This is a genomic window from Pseudomonas sp. 6D_7.1_Bac1, assembly GCF_025465945.1.
Lineage (GTDB): Bacteria > Pseudomonadota > Gammaproteobacteria > Pseudomonadales > Pseudomonadaceae > Aquipseudomonas.
Window position 1 is genome coordinate 76,457 of sequence record NZ_JANLNW010000034.1, and the last position, 21,866, is coordinate 98,322.

Here is a 21,866-nt window from a genome sequence, read left to right on the forward strand (position 1 = left end):
GGTGTTTTTGAGACGATTGATCTGTTTCAGATGAGGTAATGCCATGGATGAGCTGTTTAAGCCCAAAGTGCTGCTGGTCGATGACGAGGAATCAATCCTCAATAGCCTGCGTCGGCTATTGCGCGGCCAACCTTATGATGTGCTGCTGGCCACCAGTGGTGCCCAGGCGCTGGAAATCATGGGGCAGCACGTCATTGATCTGGTGATGACTGACGCACGCATGCCCAACATGGACGGTGCGACCCTGTTGGCGCACATTCACGAGCACTATCCCGACACGGTGCGCATCCTGCTGACCGGGTATGCCGACCTGTCGATGATCGTCAAGGCGATCAATGAGGGGCAGATCCATCGTTACATCAGCAAGCCCTGGAGCGACGAGGAAATGCTGCTGACGTTACGCCAATCCCTGGCGTACCAACACTCCGAGCGCGAGCGGCTGCGCCTGGTGCAACTGACGTGGGATCAGAACGAGCAGTTGAAGCTGCTCAACGCGACCCTGGAAAAACGTGTCGTGGCGCGCACCTCCGAGCTGCAGCAGACCGCCGACATGCTCGACCTGGCCTACGAAGAGCTCAAGCACAGCTATGTCACCGGCACCGAAGTGTTTTCGTTGTTGGCCAACTTGCGTCTGCCAGTCGCCAAGCAAACCAACCGGCAAATCATCGATCTGGTGCGCATCTACTGCCGGACTCATGGGCTGGACGAGGCCAGCAGCCGAGACCTGACCATGGCTGCGGCGCTTTACAACATTGGCAAGCTGAGCTGGACCGACAGCATGATGACAGCCCCTTCGGATCTGCTGCACCACCCCGAGCGGGAGCTGTTTCGCGGTTATCCGAAACAGAGCGAATCGCTGTTGATGACTCTTGAACCGATGAAGGATGCCGCACGTCTGATCCTGCACCATCAGGAGCGCTGGGACGGCACCGGGTTTCCCGACCGCCTCAAGGGGGAGGCTATCCCCTTGGGTTCGCGGCTGCTGAAACTGGCCGTGGACTTCGTTGAATTGCAGCGCGGGCTGATCCTTGAGCGACAGATGAACAGTGATGAGGCGTTGGTGTTCATCCGCAAATACACCGGGCGTTTCTACGACCCGGAACTGGTGGAGGATTTCGTTCAGGTCTGTGCCATTTACTTGAGTGATGTCACGCTCGGTGATCCGACAGTCAAGGTGCTGACTACCCGCGATCTGGTAGCCGGCATGGTACTGGCGCGCAACCTCAATGCCGACAACGGCATGCTGTTGCTCAATGCCGGCAAGGTGCTCAACGGCCCGCTGGTGGAAAAACTCATTGCCTTCGAAGCGATGGAGGGCGCCAAGTACAGTGTATTTGTCTCTATGCCCGAGGAGCCGGAAACGGCGATTTCAGCGTAGGTACTGGGTGACAGCTGCGCACTTTTTGGCGTGACGCAACACCTGCGCGCATGTGATCCTTGGCGCTTTTGCCCAAGGCCATCGTTGATCCATGACGCTTTTATCCGCTGTTTCGCCGTGCATTATCCGCATCGCCGCGGCCCTGTTGATCGGCCCGGACGGCCGAACCCTGTTGGTGCGCAAACGCGGCACCCAGGCCTTCATGCAACCGGGTGGCAAGATTGAGGCCTGCGAGCAACCGGTCGATGCGCTGGCCCGCGAGCTGGAAGAAGAATTGGGTTTGATCATCGACACCACTCAAGCGAGCTACCTGGGCACGTTTTCTGCGCCAGCCGCCAATGAGCCGGGCTTTGTGGTCGAGGCCGAGATTTTCCAGCTGGATATCCAGCAACACGCCACCCCGGCGGCAGAGATCGAGGAGCTTCTGTGGGTTGATCCGCACAACGTGACCGATGTGATGTTGGCGCCATTGACACGGGACCTGATCCTGCCGTTTTATCTAGCCTCTCTAAAGCCCCCCGGCCTGACCATTCAATGACAAGGACTGCGTCATGATTCCCACCCACGATCTGTTGATTTTTGCTGCTGCCTCGCTGCTGTTGGTGCTGACACCGGGACCGAACATGATCTATCTGATCTCCCGTTCGATCTGCCAGGGACGCAAGGCGGGCGTGACTTCGTTGCTCGGGGTGGTCTCGGGGTTTTTCGTGCATCTGTTTGCCGCGGCGGCGGGTTTGACCGCAGTGTTCATGGCGGTGCCGATGGCTTACGAAGCGCTCAAGTGGGCCGGTGCCTTGTACTTGCTGTGGATGGCCTGGCAGGCAGTCAAACCGGGCGCGCGCTCGCCCTTTGAAGCTCAGCAACTACCGCCGGATTCTTCTCGCAAGCTGATGCTGATGGGCTTTCTCACCAGCGCGCTGAACCCGAAAATCGCGGTGTTCTACCTCTCGGTGTTTCCGCAGTTCATCAGCCCGGAACACGGCTCGGTGTTCACCCAAAGTATCGCGCTGGGCCTGACTCAGATCAGCGTGAGTTTTACCGTCAACCTGCTGATCGCACTGTTTGCTGCCGGGATTGCCTCGTGGTTCGTCAACAACCCGACCTGGCTGGCGGTTCAGCGTTATTTCATGGGCTTCGTGCTGACTGGCCTGGCGGTGCGCCTGATGGCTGAACCTCGGCGTATGGTCTGAAGGACATGGCGATCCAGCGACTCGATGCCAGCCATGCGCTCGCTTACCGGGCACTGATGCTTGAAGCCTATGACCGCCATCCGCAGGCGTTCACCTCCAGTGTCCGCGAGCGCGCGGTCCTGCCTCTGCGCTGGTGGGAGGCACGATTGACCAGCCCGCAGGACCTGCTGCTCGGTGCGTTTGAGGAGGACGAACTGGTGGGCATTGTCGGCCTGGCCTTCGAGGCGCGGGAAAAAGTCCGACACAAGTCCACGCTGTTTGGTATGTACGTGTCAGACAAGGTCAGACAGCGCGGGCTGGGCTATCAACTGGTTCAGGCGCTGTTCGAGCAGGCGCGGGGACGGCCGGGGTTGAAGCTGATTCAACTGACCGTCACTGCCGGCAATGACGCCGCGTTGGCGTTGTATCAGCGCTGTGGTTTCGTGCAATTCGGGCTCGAACCGTTGGCGGTGCGGGTGGGCGAAGACTACTTCGACAAGATTCACATGTGGCGCGAGATCTGAAAGCAATGCGATTACCTGTGGGAGCGAGCCTGCTCGCGATAGCGGTGTGTCAGTCACATCAATGCTGGATGTGCCGCCGCCATCGCGAGCAGTCGAGCGTCGACCGGCTGCTCCCACATTTGATTGGCGTTGCCCGATCCATTTGTAACCGACCAGATTTCAGCGCACCGCGCTGACCCCATCCAGCGTCGAGAACGACGTGTCCTTGGCTGTCAGCAGGAAGTCGCGCATGTACGGCGCGTCGAGCATGTCGGCGCGGATGCCGGCGTACAGCGTGGCAAACAAACCTTTCTCACCGAGCCGCTTGGCCTTCACATAGCCCCGTGAGCTGTATTCGTGCAGCGCCCAATGCGGCATGCCGCAGACGCCACGGCCGCTGGCCACCAGTTGCATCATCATCACCGTCAGCTCCGAGGTACGGACCTGCGCCGGTTCGATGTCGGCCGGTTCCAGGAAACGGGTGAAGATGTCCAGCCGATCGCGCTCCACCGGGTAGGTGATCAGGGTTTCGCTGAGCAGGTCTTCCGGCACGATGTACGGCTTGCCAGCCAGCCGATGCTGGTTGGCCACCGCGAGCATCGCTTCGTAGGTGAACAACGGCACGTAGGTGATGCCGGCCAGTTCCAATGGGTCGGACGTCACCACCAGGTCCAGGTCGCCACGGGCCAGGGCCGGCAGCGGGGCGAAAGAGAACCCCGAGGCCAGGTCGAGCTCGACTTCCGGCCAGGCATCGCGGAACTGGTCGATGGTCGGCATCAGCCACTGAAAGCAGCTGTGGCATTCGATTGCCATGTGCAGCCGCCCGGCGGTGCCACCGGCCAGGCGTGCGATGTCACGTTCGGCACCGCGCAGCAGCGGCAGGGTGGCGTCGGCCAGTTGCAGCAGGCGCAAGCCCGCACTGGTGAAACGCACCGGCTTGGTTTTGCGCACGAACAGCGGCATGCCCATGCGCTCTTCCAGCTCTTTGAACTGGTGGGACAGGGCGGACTGGGTCAGGTGCAGACGTTCGGCGGCTTCGACCAGGCTGTCGGCTTCGCGCAAGGCGTGCAGGGTCTTCAGGTGACGGATTTCGAGCACCGGGGTCTCCATGAGTAAATTTTGTGATCAACACGAAAAGGTTGAGTTTGTCTCATGTTGGGTTGGCTGTCGACAATAGGGCCATCTAATACAGGGAGAAACACACCATGGCCTTGGCCCACACACTCGGTTTTCCACGCATTGGCGCAGACCGCGAACTGAAAAAAGCCCTGGAATCCTATTGGAAGGGCGACCTCGATCAGTCGGCGTTGCAAGCGGTCGGCCGCGAACTGCGGGCCAAGCACTGGCAAGTGCAGAAAGATGCCGGCATCGACCTGCTGCCCGTGGGCGACTTTGCCTGGTACGACCAGGTGCTGACGCATTCGCTGACCTTCGGCGTGATCCCCGAGCGCTTCGACAGCGCCCGGGATGCTCAGGGCCAGCCGAGCCTCGACACGCTGTTCGCCATGGCCCGTGGCGCCAGTGCGGTGTGCTGCGGCGGTGAGCCTGCCAAGGCGCAATATGCGCAGGAACTGACCAAGTGGTTCGACACCAACTATCACTACCTGGTCCCGGAATTGCGCGTTGACCAGTCGTTCACGTTGAGTTGGGAGCAGCTGTTTGACGAAGTCGACGAAGCCCGCGCCCTCGGTCACAACGTCAAGCCGGTGATCATTGGCCCGCTGACCTATCTGTGGCTGGGCAAGACTAAAGGCAACGACTTCGACAAGCTCGACCTGCTCGAACGCCTGCTGCCGCTGTACGGCGAGATCCTCAATCGCCTCAAGGCCCAAGGCGTGGAATGGGTGCAGATCGACGAACCGATCCTGACCCTCGACTTGCCGCAAGCCTGGAAAAACGCCTTCGAGCGCGCCTACCACATCCTTCAGTATTCGCCGCTGAAGAAACTGGTGGCCACCTACTTCAGTGGTCTTGCAGACAACCTTGGGCTGGCCGTGAGCCTGCCGGTGGACGGTCTGCACATCGACGCGGTGCGCGCGCCAGAACAACTGAGTCAGGTACTCGATCGCCTGCCGACCTACAAAGTGCTGTCGGTGGGCCTGGTCAACGGCCGCAACGTCTGGCGCTGCGAGCTGGAACAGGCGCTGGCGCAACTGAAACCGGCGCAAGAGCGTTACGGCGACAACCTGTGGGTCAGCAGTTCGTGCTCGTTGCTGCACAGCCCGGTGGACCTGGACCGTGAAGACACACTCGACGCCGAGCTGAAGAGCTGGCTGGCGTTTGCGGTTCAGAAGTGCGGGGAAATCGCCGTGCTGCGTGATGCCCTGAACGATCCGCAGTCGCTGAAGGTTAAAGCAGCATTGGCTCACAGCCGTGCTGTGCAAGCCAGCCGGGCGCAGTCGCCACGCATCCACAAGGCCGAAGTCCAGGCACGCATCAAGGTTATTCGCGACACCGACAGCCAACGTCACTCAGCGTTTGCCCAGCGTATCGAATTGCAACGTGCGCGCCTGAAACTGCCGGCCTTCCCGACCACCACCATCGGCTCGTTCCCGCAGACCGCATCGATCCGTCTGGCGCGCCAGTCGTTCAAGCAGGGCAAACTCTCGGTCAACGATTACACCGACGCCATGCACAGTGAAATCCGCCACGCGGTGCAAATCCAGGAGCGCTTGGGCCTTGACGTGCTGGTGCACGGTGAAGCCGAGCGCAACGACATGGTCGAATACTTTGCCGAGCAGCTCGACGGCTACCTGTTCACGCGCTTTGGCTGGGTTCAGAGCTACGGTTCGCGTTGTGTGAAACCGGCAATCATTTACGGCGATCTTAGCCGTCCGAAAGCCATGACTGTTGACTGGATCACCTACGCTCAGAGCCTGACCGACAAAGTCATGAAGGGCATGCTCACCGGTCCCGTGACCATGCTGATGTGGTCGTTCCCGCGTGAAGATGTGTCGCGCAAAGTCCAGGCGCAACAGTTGGCGCTGGCCCTGCGTGACGAGGTGGTCGATCTGGAAAATGCCGGGATCAAAATCGTCCAGATCGACGAAGCCGCGTTCCGCGAAGGCTTGCCGCTACGCCGGGCGCAATGGCAGGAATACCTGGACTGGGCGGTGGAGGCGTTCCGCTTGAGCGCCTCGGGTGTTCGCGATGAAACCCAGATCCACACCCACATGTGCTACAGCGAATTCAACGACGTGATCCAGTCTATCGCGGCCATGGACGCTGACGTGATCACCCTCGAAACCTCGCGTTCGGACATGGAATTACTGGAAGCCTTCGAGGCCTTCGACTACCCGAACGACATCGGCCCGGGCGTCTACGACATCCACTCGCCACGGGTGCCGGACACGGCCGAGATGGTCAAGTTGATGAGCAAAGCGGTCAAACGCATTCCCGCTGAGCGGCTGTGGGTCAACCCGGACTGCGGTTTGAAGACTCGGGCCTGGCCGGAGACCGAAGCGGCGCTGGTGAACATGGTGGCGGCGGCGCGGCAGTTGCGTAGTCAACTGGCGTGATTTTCACGAAATATCCACGCTACCCTGTTTGCTCAGGTAGTCGGCTGTCTGGAGTTCTGTGATTCGATCATGACGCCTGGTGTCGATGAGAGGCGTCATGGTCGCGGGTGGTTCATGGCTATCGTCGCATATGGTCTCAGCCGATTTTCTGAACTTCCAATTGGCCGATGGCGCAGTTATTGCCATTACCTTTAATCTGTTCGCTCATCACGTACAGGGTGCTGGATTGGCGAGTATTCACCGTAAATGTTCCTTCTATCATCAGCCATGGGCCTCCAATTTCGAACTTGACGGCTGAGGCAATAATGGTCCGGTCCTGGTACAACGCCAGTATCGGGATATCAGGCCCCTGTACCCCCTCGGTGTGATTGACCGCCTGGATGCGGAAGCGATAGTTCCCGACGGGAAACAGGAACGTCTGTTGCAGCACGACGCCTGAATACAACCCTCCTGCCGACGGCACATTGTTTGGATTGTAAAAAAAACGCACCCCGTCACTCCAAATCCTGATGTAGGAGCCACCGGCGGCTGAGCCTCTTTCCCATCCGCCGTAGGTGTCGTCCTGGAAGTCGGTGTTCGAATCGACCCAACCCGTGCTTCCCGGTCCTACCTGCAAAGTCAGAAACTCGGACGTCAGCGCTGAGCTGCCCGGGTTTTCAATTACATACCGAACGGTTAACGGGTTGCCGGCAAACTGTTCGATGTATTCACTCGCCACCAGAAAGGCAATGGGCAGGGCTATATTAGTGATGATCTGCTCGAAGACGTAGAGATGGACGACACCATTTTTCCCGGTGACCTGCCAGGACATTCGCACTGTTGCCCCCAAGGCCAATGGCCAGTAATGGGGAATCAGCACCTCGGCCAGTTGAGTATCGGCCGGAAGAACCCCGGCTACTGCCTCGGTGACGGTAGGTGCGGGAGCTGCGAGTGCCAGGCCGCTGATGGTGATGGTTCTGGACTTGGAGGAGTAGAGCGCTACGCTACTCTGTTGGGTGTAGCTGAGGATCATTGAGCCGCGAATACCGTTTCGAACGAACTCATTCTCCAGGGGGATTAGCAACAAGCGAGTGGCGGCCGTCACGTCCCGGGTAATCGCGCGCTCCACCCGGTCGCCTGCGAGGGTGAACAGGACCAGTGTCAGCACCACGATATCACCGGCGTTGAACACACCCGTGATGAACACTGTTGCGCCGGCGCCGGCCAGTGAGTCGTAATCAACGTTGTAGCTCTGATCCGCCTCACTGACGTCGGGGGCCACCAGCAGGGCGACCGTCGGTTTGAGTGAGAGCATGACCGACGTCGACCAACCACTTTCGTTCTGCACGATGTCCACGATTTCGTAGCTGATGAATACGCGGTCGGTGTTGGGAAGCGTGGCAAGAAAGGCAGGAGTCAGCTCGAAGAGTAGATCGCCCAAGGCGGCTACCGTCATCTCCAATATTAAGGGACCTACGGCCAGGTAAACCACATCGCCGACAGCCTGATGCTCGTATTGAGGAACGGTGACGAACATGCCGTCGTTGATCACCGTTTGGTCGATGATGGTTTCCGATGGCACTGGCAGCGGCAGCCCCTGATTGTTCGGCAAATCGGGGCGGGTATCCAGTTCGCCGGGGCCGAAAGGTTTGTAGAGCAGGGGCAGCGGTGGATCGGATTTTTCCGGGTTTCCGCTGATACGATCAACCGTGAAGTGCAGTGGCAGAATGTTGGGCAGGGGGGTGGGAGTTGCGTACATCTGTTCAAGAACGCTGGCTAAAATGTAAAAAGGCACGAGTTGGTCGACGTACACATCCACATTGAAAGACGCAACGGGCGTCGGCCGGGTACCCAGATACACATTGATATGATCGGTACCGGACATGTTGAGGTACGGAAAGATATAGAACAGTAACCCTCTGCGATCACTGTTCACCATGTTGCGGTTCGCGCCTACGGCGTTATTGGGCAGCGGCTTGCCTCCCAGGAGCAATGGGGGAGAGACCGCAAGGACACCTGTACCACTTGAATCGGTGGAAAATATCAATGTTTGCTTTGAGGAGTTGGCGTTGGCGGAGAGACTGGTCATGAGCGAGGCTCCTGTTCTGGACGACCGTTGCGCTGACCTCCCTGAAGACACTCAACGCGTGTGTCGCCTGATTGGGCACCGGTGTGCAGGTTTTTTCTACTGTCATATCTGACAGGTAAACGAGGCTTTCCGATAAGCGGTAACGCGCCGCTGTCAGTGGTTCTCCCTCCGTGCCTGGCCAGAGATCGAAGCGGCGCTGCTGAACAGGGTAGCGGCGGCGCGGCAGTTGCGGGAATCGGCGAACAGCGGAGCGCTTCGTGCGCTCCGCTGTGGTCGTCAAAGCTGGGAAAAGTGTTTGATCCCCAGCGGTTTGCCAATGTCTCCACGCCAGATCGACTCGACCTGCGCGCCACTGCTGGCCTGGGCCTGCTGCCATTGCAGGCCCAGGTTGCGTTGCTCGGGCAATTTCAGGTGACCTTTGACGAAGTCGTTGAACGCAGGCTTGGCCGAGGTGTAGTGAAAGTGTGCATACCATAAGGTTTGAGCCGGCTGGTGCGTCAGATCGCGCACTTCATACTCCTGCAGAAAATCCCTTCGTCCGTCCGGGCGTTTGCCCAGGTCCCTTAGACCACCCTCCTTGCGAATGTCCACGACCTGTTGTTCAAGCAGATAGTCCAGATAGCCTTCAGTTGGAGTTTTACTTTTCATCGATTGATCGATCCGCAGGGTCCGACCTGATCGAGCAAGCTCGCGTGCCTGTTCGCCCAGTTGCAGCACTACTGGATCCGTGGGCGAAAGACGCTCGATGGCTTGGGCGCGCATGCTCAGTTCGGCGGCTTCGCTGCTCATCATGTGCTCTAGATCCACCGGCAGCATGTCTTGCCTGGCATAGCCTTCGACTTTGCTTTTGTAGGCCGCGACGGCACCGAGTCTTTTTCTGGCCTCGGCCAGTAACGGCTGAATATCCGTCTGTTGAGGCGGTTGCGAGGGGGCAGATGGCTCACTGAGGTGATACTTGCCGCTGGAGCGTGGCAACCAGGTTTCTGTGTGACCGTCGATACCCTCGATGGTGAAACGCTTTTGCTGGGTGTTGGCGTCTATGCTTTCGACGCCGATCAGCAATTGGTTGTCTTCGGTTTCAAAGAGTTTCTTGCCGGTTCCTCCCTCTGTAGGGGCAACGGAAGCGCGACTCTTGATGGCATGGCGGGCGAAGTCCTCGACTTTTGCCAGGTGGTCCAGAAACGGCGTGATCTGTTCCAGATCCAGATGTTGCGGGTAGCCCAGGGTCCAGGCGTTCAAGTGACGGCGGAACTCGGCATAAAGGGTGAGGCAGTCTTCGAGCACCTTGTTGCGTTGGGTCATGCTGGCGCGTACCTGCGCAAGATTGTGCTGGGTAAACAGCGCACGGCCGACCTTGATACGGGCCTGTTTCAGCTGTACGTGAAAATACACCCAGGACATGTCCTCGACTGCATCGTAGCGGCTGATGATTTCCAGAATATGTGCCGTTTTCAGGTAGTAGCGATTTGCCTCGTTGAAAGACTCTGTCAGCTTCGCCACGTCAGCGGCTACCTTTGACTTTTGTACCCGATTGGTGATGCGACGGTTCCAGAAGCTCACCTGGTCCGCGGCGTCATAAGCGTTGTCAAACTCCCGCAGAACGGCCTTGCGAACCTGCTTGCGTTGTTCCAGCAGGCGCAAATGCGTGCCTAACTCCTCGATGGGGGTGGTATCCGAACGAGCAATGAGGTTATCGATCTGGTCGAGGTGTTCCAATAGTCGTTCTCGGGCCACGCTGAACCGACGCAGTGTCCGATCAACCACAACCCAGGCACTGCGGCTTTTAAGGTCTTCGATCTGGTTGCGTTTTCTTCCATGACTCAATGGCAACAGCTCTTCCAGGTTCTGGTAGTGGCTCTGCGCGATATCGATGTCATTCACGCAGGCGGCATCCAGCGATGCCTGCAAGGCCTTGCCCTGACTCTGATCGCTGTTGTAGTAGCGCTCCAGGATGATATTGGTGCTGCGGGTCTGGGTCTCGAGTCGCCGGGTGTAGGCATCGACGGTGTTGGTCAGGGTCAATTGACGACGCAAGGTTCGATCGGTCCACCAGCGGGGTAGCCAGCGGCGAATGGCGGCAGGCCAGATCGGGTCCATCCCATCGGCCAAATGCCCGAGCACCGCACCGCCGCCGGCACCACCTCCTTCTATCAAGGTGCCGTACACGGCGTAGTGGGTGTTCCAGTTTCCGGCTTCATCGAGGGCGATGGGCTGTTTGTAGGTGCAGGTGCGGGTGCCGCTCAAACGCCAGCGTGCCGGCTGGTCGCTCAATTCAATTTGGTAGATACGCCCCTGGCTGATCATGAAATCGCCGTCGGCATGCCGATAAACATTGCGATAGATGCCCTGTGTTTCGGGTTGCAGGCCCGTCAGGGAAATCTCGTGTTGATACTCGTAACCGGCAAAACGCTCGACGGTTCGCAGTGCCTGCCGTCTTGATGAGGTCTGCAAGGCACCGGCTCTTTTGGCTAAGGCACCCCACTGGCGTTGGCGGGTCAAGGCGCGGGCCGCACTGGGAGTAGCGACTGCGCCAGGCAGAATGTCCATGGTCGCGTCAATCAATGACAACAACACCGATTCCACCTCGGCCAGACCATGACCGACGTCGCCGCGCAAGAAGGCGGCGACTGCCAGATTGGCGCTACCCCAGGCGTCATACAAGGCAATACCGGTGCCCACGAAAGGCACCATGCCCAGGGCCATTTTCAGGTAGTTGAACATTGCGCCGGATTTCAGGGCGCAATGCTCCAGGTACAAGGCATCGTTGGAGCGTGAGGTGCTTCGATGGGCTTCCAGCAGACGGCCCATATGGACGTCGAGCAGGTGTGCCGCCAGGGAGGTGGTGGCGGGCCAGGCCAGGCCAGTGCCAATCAGGGCATCGAAGTTTTTCAGCTGCGCCTGGTTGATCCGGCTGACGTGGCTGGCGAAATCGCCTTTCAACGCGCGCCCTGCCAGGTAGTTGACCATGGTGGTGCTCAGGCACAGGTTGAACAGGCTCCTTCGCGCCTGCTCAAGGTTGTCGTACTGGCGCAGAAATAACCCGTCAGGGCTGTCGGGTAAATAAAGCAGGGTCAATCCGCTGATCTGCTCCTCTATGAACGTGACACCCGTCAACGTGCTGGGCCCTTCATTGTCTGTATCCGCACCGCCAACGTTCAGGTGCGCCGGCAGCAGCACGATACATTTGCCGTTGGCCTCATAAGCCTCGCGGCTATTGGCGTCGATGGCGATATCCAGCACCTGCTGGCCGTTGGCATCGATATCCCGTTTGAGCAGGGCGAACTCGCCTTGCAGTTTGAGCATCAGCCGCCACGGTTCTGTCAGACATTCACGGCGGTGTTCGTTGCTGAAGGCCGACGCGTCGGAGGAGCCAAAGAAAGCCTGGCGAATCAGCTTTTCATACTGTCCGGCCAGATCAAGCTCAGTCACGAGCTTGCGTAAATAGGCTTGTGTGACGCCGGTTTCGAGTGTTCTGCGTTCTGTCTGGTCATCGGCGCTGATCTGGACTTGCATGAAGGACAAACGCCACCACAGAGCTTGATCGATATTGCCCAGAGCCAGTTCGATGAGTGACTGCCGGCTCCGGTTTTGACTGGCGATCAGTATATTTTCCTGTGGAGTGCCCGGTGCAGCGCCCTCAATGACGACCTTCCTCCAGGTGGTCGAATCGGGCAGATCCAGCATCACCTCAACGCCTTGTTTGAGCGAGAAGTCCAAACGCAGGCGCGCGTCGATGCGCTTCTTGCAGAAGTCATCGCGAGGCGGCAGGTCGCGTTCGAGCAACTCATGAGAGTGCTTAATGGCTGCGACGTAGGTGCTGAACATGTTTTTGAGGCGCGAGCGTTGATCGTTGGACAGGGCTGTGAGCCACTGCGGCAGGCTTTGCGCCAGTGTGCTGCTGTGGTTTTGCTCGACGATTTGCGCATAGGCCAGCTCCCGGGCCGCCGGTATCGGCACCGTCAGTCGAGCGAGGGTGTGTTCACGCAGTTTTTCCAGTTCCGCCGCACGCTGTTGGGCACGGGACGGCAGCGGGTTGTCGGCAATCAGTCGGGCGGCCTGCTGTTCACAGGTGTAGAGCTGATTCTGCAGGGCGTATGCGAAGGGGTCGCTGGTCAGCGCGCTCAGGTGCAGCGCCTGCGCGGTATTATTGGCCGGGAGTTTGAACAGAGTCTGTTCCAGTTCGCGCCTTGAGGCGAAGCGCTGCAAGCCACCGAAGCGGCCGGGCCAGTACAGTAAAAAGCTATGGGAGGTGTCGGCGTGCAGTGCAGACGGGTGAGTGAACAGCAGAACGCCGTCGAGCTCTTGAGTCTGTGTGGTTGTGCTGGCATTGGTATCGTCGGTGGCTGACAGCGTCAATCGTGCTGCTACCACGTCCGGATGCGGATCGGTTGGTGTGGGCGTCTCCAGCAGCGTGTTGAGCATCCGGTGCTCCTGGGCGCTGATCTGGTTCAGGGTCAATTGCAGGTCGGCTTCGCAGCGCAGGCCAGTCAGCCGGGCGTGGTAGAGGGCGTTGTAGTGCTCATTCGACGTGTGGCGCAGCTCCAGCATCTGCAGCGGGTTGCTGCTGTCCAGCAATGCAGACGCAGCCGTATTGCTCGCTTGCTCCGTCGCCGTGAGGGCGTCGAGTTGTTGCTTGAGCGTTTGCAGGTGTGGGGCATTCTGGTCGTCCTGATCGTCCTGGCCGAGCAGGGTTTCGATGGCCGTGCGCTGTTGTGCCAGCGAGCTCATGCGCGTGCCGAAGGGGATATCGGGATTCAGCAGGCCGAACGGGGTGAAGGCATCGCTGGCTTCCCCATCGACGACGACCTCGGCTGGCAGCGTTGGCGGTTCGGCGAAAACCGGATTTTCGCGACGCTGCCGATCGAGTTGGTCGGCATTGTTCAAGGCATAGGCACTGCGTTCGGCGATGTCGCCGCCATTGCCGTTGAATACGCTTTCAATCTGGGCGTTGTGCCGTTGCAAAAGCAATTGTGTGATGCCAGCGTCCAGCGGAGCCCCCTGACGGGTGTAGTCGATCACGCTGTGGGCGTCGGTCCTGGCGACATGGAAGAGTTGTTGTTGATGTTCAATCAGCCAGCTTTCCATCTCGGTACGCTGAGTGAACATCTTCAATGCGGGTTGGCTCGCGGGTAGATACAGCAGTTGACTGGCCGGTGGAGCGCCATCGAGGCTGATCACCAGCGCCCCGGCAAGCTCTGCGGTGCTGCCGTCACTGCGCTTCAAGGCCAACTGCTCGGCATGAATTCGCTGGCCTGCGACCTGGCGTTCTCCTGCCGGTGGATCAATGATCGCCAGCAGCGGTTTCAGCTGTTCGGCACTCAAGGCGCCCTCGGCGAAGGCCAACTGCCCCGCTGCTTCGAAGTGAGAGCGATACAGCTGGGCTGCCAAATCGTGTCGCGACAACGCAGTGCCGGGGGCTCGGGCGTTCCAATAGTCGGCCCAGCGCTCCCTGAGAAACGGCTTCAGGTCCAGGGTCTTGAGTTGCTCGAGCAGTTGGACGGTGGGAGTGGAAAAGAATGGGTGCCCTTGACTGATACCGGTGACCTGGCTGGGTGGCGTCAGTGAGGTATCCAGATTCGGGTGTTGCAGCATAAAGGCGCAGACCTCGGCCAGGCTGGCTCTGCGTGTTGAGCGGTCTTGCGTGGCAAAAAACAGCAGACCCACCCGGTCGCCGTCCAGGTTCCATCGCTGCTTGAGCAACTGGGTGATAGCGGCCCGAACGCCTAGGGTGGCGGTCATGAGTTCGAGCATTCGTTTACGGCTGTCGTGCCAGCGTGTCGATGCCGTCAGGTACAGACCCTCATCCAGCGTCTGGCTCAGGGTGAGAGGCGCAAGACTGAAATCAGTTATGGCTATGGGGTGTTCATTGTTCTGTCTGTCGATCATGGCTACTTGACTCTAGGTGTTGGAGGATCTGCCCTCGTCGATATCGCAGCCATTGGATGTGATTTGCCATTTCGTCTGGCGCTACATAGTTACCGCATCGACGCTACCGCATCGACCGCTGAGCGGCATTCATCAAACTGTCACGCAACTGTGGCAGCGCGCTTGATCAAAGTTCATCAGACTCGCGCTCTACTGGGGTTCTGCGTTTCGGTGTTTTTCATGCGGGTACGATTTTTTTCAACTGCGGTTTTTCTGGCCGCGCTGCTGTTCGGCTTACCGTCTTTGGCGGCGTCGCGCTGCGATGTCAATGTTCCGACCGAGCGGGTCGATCTGCCACAGGTGAGCCTGGCGTACCAGAGCATCGGTCGCGCGTCCGATCCTGCGTTGCTGCTGGTGATGGGCCTGGGTGGCCAGTTGATTCACTGGCCGGACGAGGTGGTGGTGGCGCTGTGCGAGCAGGGTTTCCGGGTGATTCGCTATGACAACCGCGATGTCGGGCTGTCGACCTGGCGTCAGGCTCCGGCCAACGCCAACCTGACCTTTGAGGTGCTGCGCTACAAACTCGGATTGCCGGTGGCGGCGCCGTACAGCCTGACCGATATGGCGGACGACGCGCTGGGCCTGATGGATGCGCTGCACGTGGAGCAATTCCATGTGCTGGGCGCGAGCATGGGCGGGATGATTGCCCAGCACATGGCGGCCATGGCGCCGCAGCGGGTCGAGAGCCTGACGCTGATCATGACCAGTTCCGGCGCTGAAGGGCTACCGGCGCCGAACGCGGCGCTGGTGCAATTGCTCTCACGGCGCAGTGCGCCGAACCGCGAGGTGGCGCTGGAGCAACAGGCTGATCTGCTGGCGGCGCTGGGCAGCCCGCAGGTGCGCGATGATCGCCAGGTGCTGTTGCATCAGGCGGCGGTGGCGTACGACCGGGCGTTCAACCCCGACGGCGTGAAACGCCAGATCATGGCGATCCTCGCCGAACCGAGCCGGGTGGCGTTGCTCAACCAGCTAAGGGTGCCGACCCTGGTGGTGCACGGCACCGCCGATCCGTTGTTGCCGGTGATGCATGGGATTCACCTGGCGGCGCATATCCAGGGCAGTCAGTTGAAGCTGATTCCGGGGCTGGCCCATCGTTTTCAGGAAGCGTTCAAGGCGCCGTTACTGGCGGCAGTGTTGCCGTACCTGCAATCCCATCGAGAAGACACCTCGCATTGGGCGCAGATCGATCCGGTGGCGGCACCGAATCTGCTTTGAGCAGACGGTGTATCGTTCGAACTTTCCGGCGTGTCCGGCCCATGGAGAGTGGGTTAGTTCAAAAAAAGTATCAATGTGCCACTATGGTTTTCGCCGGTGCTGCCGACATAGGCAGCGTCGTTCTAAAACATAGGGATTTGATCCATGGCATTTCACGTTCTACGTACTTGGGCAGCACTGACGTTGCTCGCCTGTCTGACCCTCACCGGTTGCGCCCACGTACAGCCTCCAGTACCGCTGGACAACCAGTTCTGGGGTGCCAAAGAGCCGACCATCGGCGTGGCGATCACCGTGGTGCCAGAGCCGGTGCTGGCGTTGACCGGCAATCAGGGGCTTCTCGATTACGCCATCAACAAAGGCGTTAACAGCAAGCTCAGTGACAACGTCGAAAAATGGCAAGTGCGCGACCTCAACACCTTGCCGGATGTGATCGTCGCCAAGTTGCAGGCCAAGGGCTACAAGGCCAAGCGGATCAACGAGCCGGTCGACCTGAAGATTTACAAGGAAACCAGTTTCCGCGAAGGCTACATGACCCGGGACATGACCCCGGTCAAGGCCACCTACGGCGTCGATCGTCTGTTGCTGGTGAATGTCTACGCCACCGGTGCCACCCGCAGCTACTACAGCGTCGTGCCAACCAGCGTACCGATGGCGCAGGTGGGCGGGCAGGGCATGGTGATCGATCTGGCGGACAACAAGCTGCTGTGGTTCAAACCCTTTGTCGCTGTGCAAGCGGCCCAGGGCGAGTGGGATGAGCCGACCTACGCCAACCTGTCCAACGCCTTCTACCAGGCCGTGGACAATAGCCGTCAACAAATGATCACCCCGTTCGCGCAATGAAGCATCCGAGCGTGGCGGCCAGTGCGCTGGCCCTGCTGATGCTGGTTGGTTGTGCGCAGAAACCGGGCCCCGAGGCGGGTTTCAAGGATCAGGGTGCGTTGCCCTACGTCCAGGCCCACGGGCTCAAGGTCGATGTGCAACTGCCGACTGCGTTTGTCGGTGCCAGCACCGTGATTGACTCCAAGGCCGCCCTGAAGGCCGCGTCCTCAAGCCAAAACTTGCTGCGCAACTCCGGCAACACTGCCGGGCTTGCCGGTTTGTTGGTCGCCAGCCTGATCAACACCCAGGTGGGCAGCGGCAGCTTGCAGCGCGACGCGGAAAAAACCGCACTCAACGATTCACTACCGATGGCCGACTTGCTCGCCGGCGTCCCGTTGCAGGAGCGTCTGCAACAGCGCTATCAGCAGGCGTCCCAAGTGGCCGGGCTCAAGCAGGGAGAGGGGCAGGTCACTGCTCGCTTGTTGATCGAACCCAAACTGATGCTCGGCCCGGATCGCAGCAGTTTTGTGCTGATCAATCAGGTGCAGGTCCAGGACATTGCGGGTTCGGCGCTGTATCGCATGCGAATCGAAGTGGTCAGCCAACCGATCCGGCGCTGCGGCAGCCAGTGCATTGATGACGGCAATCTTGAGCTGGCAAAGGTCACGGCAGTGCTCGACGAATGCATCGACGAGTCCATGCGTGTTCTGGCCACCGACCTGATGCAGCCGACACCGCCCGCAGCGGCCCAGGAAACCTTGCGTTATGTGCTCGATGGCCAACGAGTGGTCGAGCGCGGTTATCAACTGGCTAACAACGGTGGCTATTGGCGTTATCGCAATCTCTACGGTGCGGTGAAGTCGGTGCCGGTGCCGTTTGAAGATGCGTTGACACACGTACAGTTGCAGAAGGTTTACGGGCAGTAGCCCGACAGATCGCTCCCACGCTACGCGTGGGGATGCTCCTCAGCGCACGATCTTGTCCACATGAATCCCCAGTTTCTTCAGCCGATACCAGAAGCTGCGCTCGGAGATGCCGATCAGTTGCGCGGCGGCGGCTTGCACGCCATTGCTTTGTTGCAGGGCCGCCAGGATGTAGTTCCTTTCGACTTCGGCCAGTGCGGCATCGAGGTCGGACGGTACACCCGTACCTTCGCTGAGGATCGCGCTGGCGCCATCGCCGGCGTGCCTTGAGGCGAACAGATAGGCTGGCAGATCGTCTTCCTCGATCACCGCACCCGAGGCCACGATGGTGGCTCGTTCAACGCAGTTTTGCAGTTCGCGGATGTTCCCCGGCCACGAATAATGGGTCATGGCTTGCAGGGCTTGCGGGCTGAAACCGTTAATGCGTTTGCCGGCGGTGGCGCCCATGGTGTGCGCAAAGTGCCGGGCCAATGGCGCGATGTCTTCGACCCGTTCACGCAGGGCGGGCAGGGGGATCGGGAACACGTTGAGGCGGTAGTAAAGGTCTTCGCGAAACTCTTTGTTGGCCACCGCTTCCAGCAGGTTCTTGTTGGTGGCGGCGATCACTCGCACATCGACTTTGCGCTCGCGGGGGTCGCCCACCGGCTCGATCACTCGCTCCTGCAAGGCCCGAAGGATTTTTGCCTGCAAGGCCAGCGGCATGTCGCCGACTTCATCGAGAAACAGCGTGCCCTTGTCGGCCTGCATGAAGCGCCCGACCCGGTCGGCCACGGCTCCGGTGAATGCGCCTTTGCGATGGCCAAACATTTCACTTTCCAGCAACCCTTCGGGGATTGCCGCGCAGTTCACGGCGACGAAGGGTTTTTCGGCGCGGTTGCCGTGCTTGTGGATGGCCCGTGCGACCATTTCCTTGCCAGTGCCGCTTTCGCCGGTGAGCAGGATGGTCGCGTTGCTTTCGCGCACCGAATCCACCGCCTGCAGCACTCGGCGGAAGGTCGGACTGTCGCCCACCAGACTGTCGATCTGCGCGTGCTCGTCAAGCTCGGCGCGCATGCGCTGGTTTTCTTTGAGGATCTCGCGAAACTGCAGGGCCTTGCTGACGGTGATGTCCAGCTCGTCGATGTCGAACGGCTTGGCGATGTAATCGAAGGCACCGTTGCGCATCGACTGCACGGCGTTCTTCACCGTGCTGTAGGCGGTCATGACGATCACTGGCAGTTGCGGGTAGCGCACTTTGACTTCCGCGAGCAACTGCGGGCCATCCATGCCGGGCATGCGCCAGTCGCTGATCACCAGGTCAATGTCTTCCTGTTCCAGCACCTTGAGCGCGTGCAGGCCATTACTGGCGGTGAACACCTGGAGGTCGTTCTGGCTCAGGGCCGACGCCAACAAGTCGCAGAGCTTGGGCTCGTCATCGACTACCAGAATGTTATGCGTCATCACTGTCCTCGTCGTCGCTGTCGTCGTCTTCACCGTTGGCTGGAATGTACAGGCTGAAGGTGGAGCCGGCATCTTTTTCGCTGACGCATTCGACCCGTCCGTCATGGTTTTCCATGATCGAGAAGACTTTTGCCAGCCCAAGACCGGTGCCAGAGGCCTTGGTGGTGACGAACGGTGTAAAGATCCGTTCGAGCATGTCGGGTTCGATACCCTGGCCGGTGTCGGAAACACTGATGATGGTGTAGTGCTTGTCGCTGGCAATGCCCAGCGTCAGGCGCCCGCCCTCGGGCATCGCGTCAATGGCATTGAGCACCAGGTTCAGGCAGGCCTGTTTGAGTTGCCGGGCGTCGGCGTACATGGTCGCGGCTGGCGCGTTGTCTTCGATCCGGGCGTCGATGTTATGAGTCGCCAGTTCCGGGGCGCAGAATCCGATCAGTTCATCGACCAGCGGTCGCACCAGTTGGGTGGAACGCATGGGCGCGCTGGGCTTGGCAAAGTCGAGGAATTCGGTGATCAGGTCGTTGATCCGGCTGACCTCGCTGACCACGTATTCCAGATGGCGTTTGTCGGTCTCGGGCAGGTCGGCGCGACGGTGCAGCAACTGGGTCGCGGTTTTGATGATGCCCAGCGGGTTGCGGATTTCATGAGCCAGGCCCATGGCCACTTCACCGAGCGCGTGCAATCGATCGCGACGGCGCAGTTGCGATTCGAGATGTTGCAACTCGCCAAGGCGTTCGGTCATGTGGTTGAAGGTGCTGCTCAGTTCGGCCAGTTCATCGCTGCCGGTGACCGGTATCCGCTGGCGATAATCACCGTCGATCACCGCGCGTACGCCTTTGGAGAGATTGCGCAAGGGTTGGGTCAGGCGTTGCGAGACCAGCCAGCCGACGCACAGGGACAGGGCCGAACCCAGCAGGAAGATCGCCAGGAACAGGTTGGTCTGGTTGACCAGCCCCACCAGGCTGCTGTGGCGCAGCAAGCCGCTGAAAATGACCCCTTGCAGCTCACCGCTGTTGTTGAGGATCGGCCGGTAGAGCCCGCTGTAGCGGTTGGTAAATTGCTCGATGGGCTGCTTGGTCTGTTTCAGTGCTTCTTCGATATTGTCAGGCAGGTGAGTCGGACGATCCTCGAAGCGTTGGCTGGAGAAAATCTCGGTGAAGGTATCGCCGTTGGCCAGGTACAGACGCAAGTCCAGGGAGTGGACATCGGCAACGCTGGTCAGGAAGCTGGAGTCCAGATAGGTCGCTATCAGCATCTGGTAGTCCACGCCATCGAGCGTGGTGCGGAAGGTCGAGACCACCGTACCGGTCGAGACCCCGCCCATTTTAATCGTCTGCAGCACCGCATTGGGGGCGGTGCTGATTTGCTCGACGATGTTTTCGTCTGCCGTGCTGAACACGATTTTCTTGTCGCTGATTCGAATCAGCGCCACCAGGTCGATGCCCATGGCATCGGCGATTTCGGTGGTCATTTTGTCGTGCCTGGCGGCCTTACGGTCAGTCGGTGGCCGGGTAAAACGCAGGAACAAACGTGCGATCCTTGCGTTGTCGCGCACGATCTCGCCGATTTCGTCCTCGACGATCTTGGTCGACTCCTGCAGCCAGATCCGCACGTTACTGTCGAAAATCTGCGACAGCGTGGTGGCTGCAAGTTCGGCGGCAATCATGGTCGGGATCACACTGACCAGCCAGAACGCCAGTACCAGCTTGCGTTGGACACTCCAGCGGGAGATGGCGAAGGGCAGGGCTTTACGGCGTCGGTCTTTGTTCATCAGGTTTCGCTTATCGCAGCAGCCATGGCAGGGTCGGACTTATCCGGTCGGACAAACAGTTTCACGAGTTTGAGCAAAGCGTTGAGCAGCGCGTTACGGTGGTGAAAAAACAGCGTGTTGCCTTCGAACTTGCAGCCGAGCCGCAGCTTACTGGCATAGCCAGCCTGACCGCACTCATACAGCGGGATTTTGTGTTGAATACAGTAGTCGACATTGGCCAGCCAGCTTCTGAAGTACAGGTTGTACTCGTGGGTCTGTTCCAGGTCGTGGGCAAAAAATTTGTCGACCAGCCGACATTCATCCAGCAACACCAGATTGAACGCCACCAGTTGCTCGTCCACCCAATACAGCACGCACGCGGCGCGTTGATCGAGGTGCTTGAGGATATTGGTGAAGTACTCTGCTGACAGTCGTTCGAACTCCAGATCACTGCGCGCCAGGGTGGCTTCATACAAGCGCATCATCTGTGGCAACACATCGTCGACCGAGCGTCGCCATTCGATCCGCGGGCCTTGGGCCCGAATTTTGCGGCGCAGGTTCTTGCGTGTGGACTTGCCGAGTGTGCCGAGGTAAGCATCCAGTGAGCCAAACGCGATCGGCAATATCGCACTGGGTAAACCGGGCATGGTTTGCAGTCCGGCCTCGCGGCAGACGTCGAGCCACTGCTGATCGTGGCTGGGTGCATCCTTGACCGCCAACAGGCCGATACCCGCCTCGTTGGCATCGTTGCGTGCCAACATCAATAACTGACGCAGCAGCGCCGGACGCTGTTCGTCAGTGATATGGCTGGCGGTGCTTGCGTGGCATTGCTCGGTCACTGGCGATCCCAAGGCGTACAGCCGAATATCCAGCACACCCGGCAGCCATTGGCGCAAGCGCTGCGTGATGCGTTTGCCGATGCCCTGCACCGTCGTGTCGAGTGAGTACTGGGTGGTAAACGCCGCCGCCGCCGCAATCAACGTAGTGCCTTCATAGAGCGCCAGGTAACGCCACTGGAAGTCGGCGACACCTGCCTGTTCAACGGCCCGATAGTAATCCCAGTCCTCCAGTTCCCCGGGGAAGCAGTCATTCCAGGCGCAGCGTTCAATGGCCTCGATGGTTGAAAAGGCACGGGCGGTGATCACTTCAAATCCTTAA

At 59.6% G+C, this 21,866-nt stretch carries 14 protein-coding genes; 8 read left to right on the top strand and 6 right to left on the bottom strand.

Annotated elements, in window-relative coordinates; all coding sequences use genetic code 11:
* Positions 1–43: 43 nt before the first annotated feature.
* From NTD87_RS08870 to NTD87_RS08885, 4 genes are all read left to right on the top strand, one after another.
* Positions 44–1,378, top strand: a complete 1,335-nt coding sequence (locus NTD87_RS08870) for an HD domain-containing phosphohydrolase (RefSeq protein ID WP_262113322.1) — start codon at positions 44–46, stop codon at positions 1,376–1,378.
* Positions 1,379–1,469: 91 nt separating this feature from the next.
* Entirely contained in the window at positions 1,470–1,916 is a 447-nt protein-coding gene (locus tag NTD87_RS08875; RefSeq protein WP_262113323.1) for an NUDIX hydrolase, read from the top strand.
* 13 nt (positions 1,917–1,929) lie between these two features.
* Complete coding sequence (locus NTD87_RS08880; RefSeq protein ID WP_262113324.1) at positions 1,930–2,568, top strand: LysE family translocator; 639 nt, start codon at positions 1,930–1,932, stop codon at positions 2,566–2,568.
* A gap of 5 nt (positions 2,569–2,573) precedes the next feature.
* A complete protein-coding gene (locus NTD87_RS08885; protein WP_262113325.1) occupies positions 2,574–3,071 on the top strand; it encodes a GNAT family N-acetyltransferase in 498 nt (165 codons plus the stop codon).
* A gap of 159 nt (positions 3,072–3,230) precedes the next feature.
* On the opposite strand, the gene metR is transcribed toward NTD87_RS08885, so the two are convergent.
* Complete coding sequence (metR, locus tag NTD87_RS08890) at positions 3,231–4,148, bottom strand: transcriptional regulator MetR (protein WP_262113327.1); 918 nt, start codon at positions 4,146–4,148, stop codon at positions 3,231–3,233.
* Between the two features lie 107 nt (positions 4,149–4,255).
* On the opposite strand from metR, the gene metE reads away from it, so the two are divergent.
* On the top strand, positions 4,256–6,568 hold the full coding sequence (metE, locus tag NTD87_RS08895; protein WP_262113328.1) for a 5-methyltetrahydropteroyltriglutamate--homocysteine S-methyltransferase: 2,313 nt from the start codon (positions 4,256–4,258) through the stop codon (positions 6,566–6,568).
* Positions 6,569–6,704: 136 nt separating this feature from the next.
* On the opposite strand, the gene NTD87_RS08900 is transcribed toward metE, so the two are convergent.
* A complete protein-coding gene (locus tag NTD87_RS08900) occupies positions 6,705–8,636 on the bottom strand; it encodes a hypothetical protein (protein ID WP_262113329.1) in 1,932 nt (643 codons plus the stop codon).
* 276 nt (positions 8,637–8,912) lie between these two features.
* Positions 8,913–14,522, bottom strand: a complete 5,610-nt coding sequence (locus tag NTD87_RS08905) for a dermonecrotic toxin domain-containing protein (RefSeq protein ID WP_262113331.1) — start codon at positions 14,520–14,522, stop codon at positions 8,913–8,915.
* Between the two features lie 219 nt (positions 14,523–14,741).
* Between NTD87_RS08905 and NTD87_RS08910 the strand changes: the two genes are divergently transcribed.
* From NTD87_RS08910 to NTD87_RS08920, 3 genes are all read left to right on the top strand, one after another.
* Positions 14,742–15,776: an alpha/beta fold hydrolase gene (locus NTD87_RS08910; protein WP_262113332.1), complete on the top strand. Its 1,035-nt coding sequence runs from the start codon at positions 14,742–14,744 to the stop codon at positions 15,774–15,776.
* Positions 15,777–15,920: 144 nt separating this feature from the next.
* The gene (locus tag NTD87_RS08915) at positions 15,921–16,616 is read left to right on the top strand and encodes a hypothetical protein (protein WP_262113333.1); all 696 of its coding nucleotides are present in this window, start codon (positions 15,921–15,923) and stop codon (positions 16,614–16,616) included.
* On the top strand, positions 16,613–17,521 hold the full coding sequence (locus NTD87_RS08920) for a hypothetical protein (RefSeq protein ID WP_262113334.1): 909 nt from the start codon (positions 16,613–16,615) through the stop codon (positions 17,519–17,521). Before NTD87_RS08915 ends, NTD87_RS08920 begins: the two co-directional genes overlap by 4 nt.
* 39 nt (positions 17,522–17,560) lie before the next feature.
* On the opposite strand, the gene NTD87_RS08925 is transcribed toward NTD87_RS08920, so the two are convergent.
* From NTD87_RS08925 to NTD87_RS08935, 3 genes are read right to left on the bottom strand one after another with little or no spacing between them, the layout of a single operon-like run.
* On the bottom strand, positions 17,561–18,958 hold the full coding sequence (locus NTD87_RS08925; protein WP_262113336.1) for a sigma-54-dependent transcriptional regulator: 1,398 nt from the start codon (positions 18,956–18,958) through the stop codon (positions 17,561–17,563).
* Positions 18,948–20,729 carry a sensor histidine kinase gene (locus tag NTD87_RS08930; protein WP_262113338.1) on the bottom strand — a complete coding sequence of 594 codons (1,782 nt, stop codon included), beginning with the start codon at positions 20,727–20,729 and terminating at the stop codon, positions 18,948–18,950. The genes NTD87_RS08925 and NTD87_RS08930 overlap by 11 nt, the downstream gene beginning before the upstream one ends.
* Entirely contained in the window at positions 20,729–21,853 is a 1,125-nt protein-coding gene (locus NTD87_RS08935) for a GNAT family N-acetyltransferase (RefSeq protein ID WP_262113340.1), read from the bottom strand. Before NTD87_RS08935 ends, NTD87_RS08930 begins: the two co-directional genes overlap by 1 nt.
* Positions 21,854–21,866: the final 13 nt, after the last annotated feature.

What these genes read in the sequence shown, in the direction of transcription:
- NTD87_RS08870 (WP_262113322.1), top strand. Translation starts at nt 44, where the DNA reads ATGGATGAGCTGTTTAAGCCCAAAGTGCTGCTGGTCGATGACGAGGAA.
- NTD87_RS08875 (WP_262113323.1), top strand. Translation starts at nt 1,470, where the DNA reads ATGACGCTTTTATCCGCTGTTTCGCCGTGCATTATCCGCATCGCCGCG.
- NTD87_RS08880 (WP_262113324.1), top strand. Translation starts at nt 1,930, where the DNA reads ATGATTCCCACCCACGATCTGTTGATTTTTGCTGCTGCCTCGCTGCTG.
- NTD87_RS08885 (WP_262113325.1), top strand. Translation starts at nt 2,574, where the DNA reads ATGGCGATCCAGCGACTCGATGCCAGCCATGCGCTCGCTTACCGGGCA.
- metE (WP_262113328.1), top strand. Translation starts at nt 4,256, where the DNA reads ATGGCCTTGGCCCACACACTCGGTTTTCCACGCATTGGCGCAGACCGC.
- NTD87_RS08900 (WP_262113329.1), bottom strand. Translation starts at nt 8,636, where the DNA reads ATGACCAGTCTCTCCGCCAACGCCAACTCCTCAAAGCAAACATTGATA.
- NTD87_RS08905 (WP_262113331.1), bottom strand. Translation starts at nt 14,522, where the DNA reads ATGATCGACAGACAGAACAATGAACACCCCATAGCCATAACTGATTTC.
- NTD87_RS08910 (WP_262113332.1), top strand. Translation starts at nt 14,742, where the DNA reads ATGCGGGTACGATTTTTTTCAACTGCGGTTTTTCTGGCCGCGCTGCTG.
- NTD87_RS08915 (WP_262113333.1), top strand. Translation starts at nt 15,921, where the DNA reads ATGGCATTTCACGTTCTACGTACTTGGGCAGCACTGACGTTGCTCGCC.
- NTD87_RS08920 (WP_262113334.1), top strand. Translation starts at nt 16,613, where the DNA reads ATGAAGCATCCGAGCGTGGCGGCCAGTGCGCTGGCCCTGCTGATGCTG.
- NTD87_RS08925 (WP_262113336.1), bottom strand. Translation starts at nt 18,958, where the DNA reads ATGACGCATAACATTCTGGTAGTCGATGACGAGCCCAAGCTCTGCGAC.
- NTD87_RS08930 (WP_262113338.1), bottom strand. Translation starts at nt 20,729, where the DNA reads ATGAACAAAGACCGACGCCGTAAAGCCCTGCCCTTCGCCATCTCCCGC.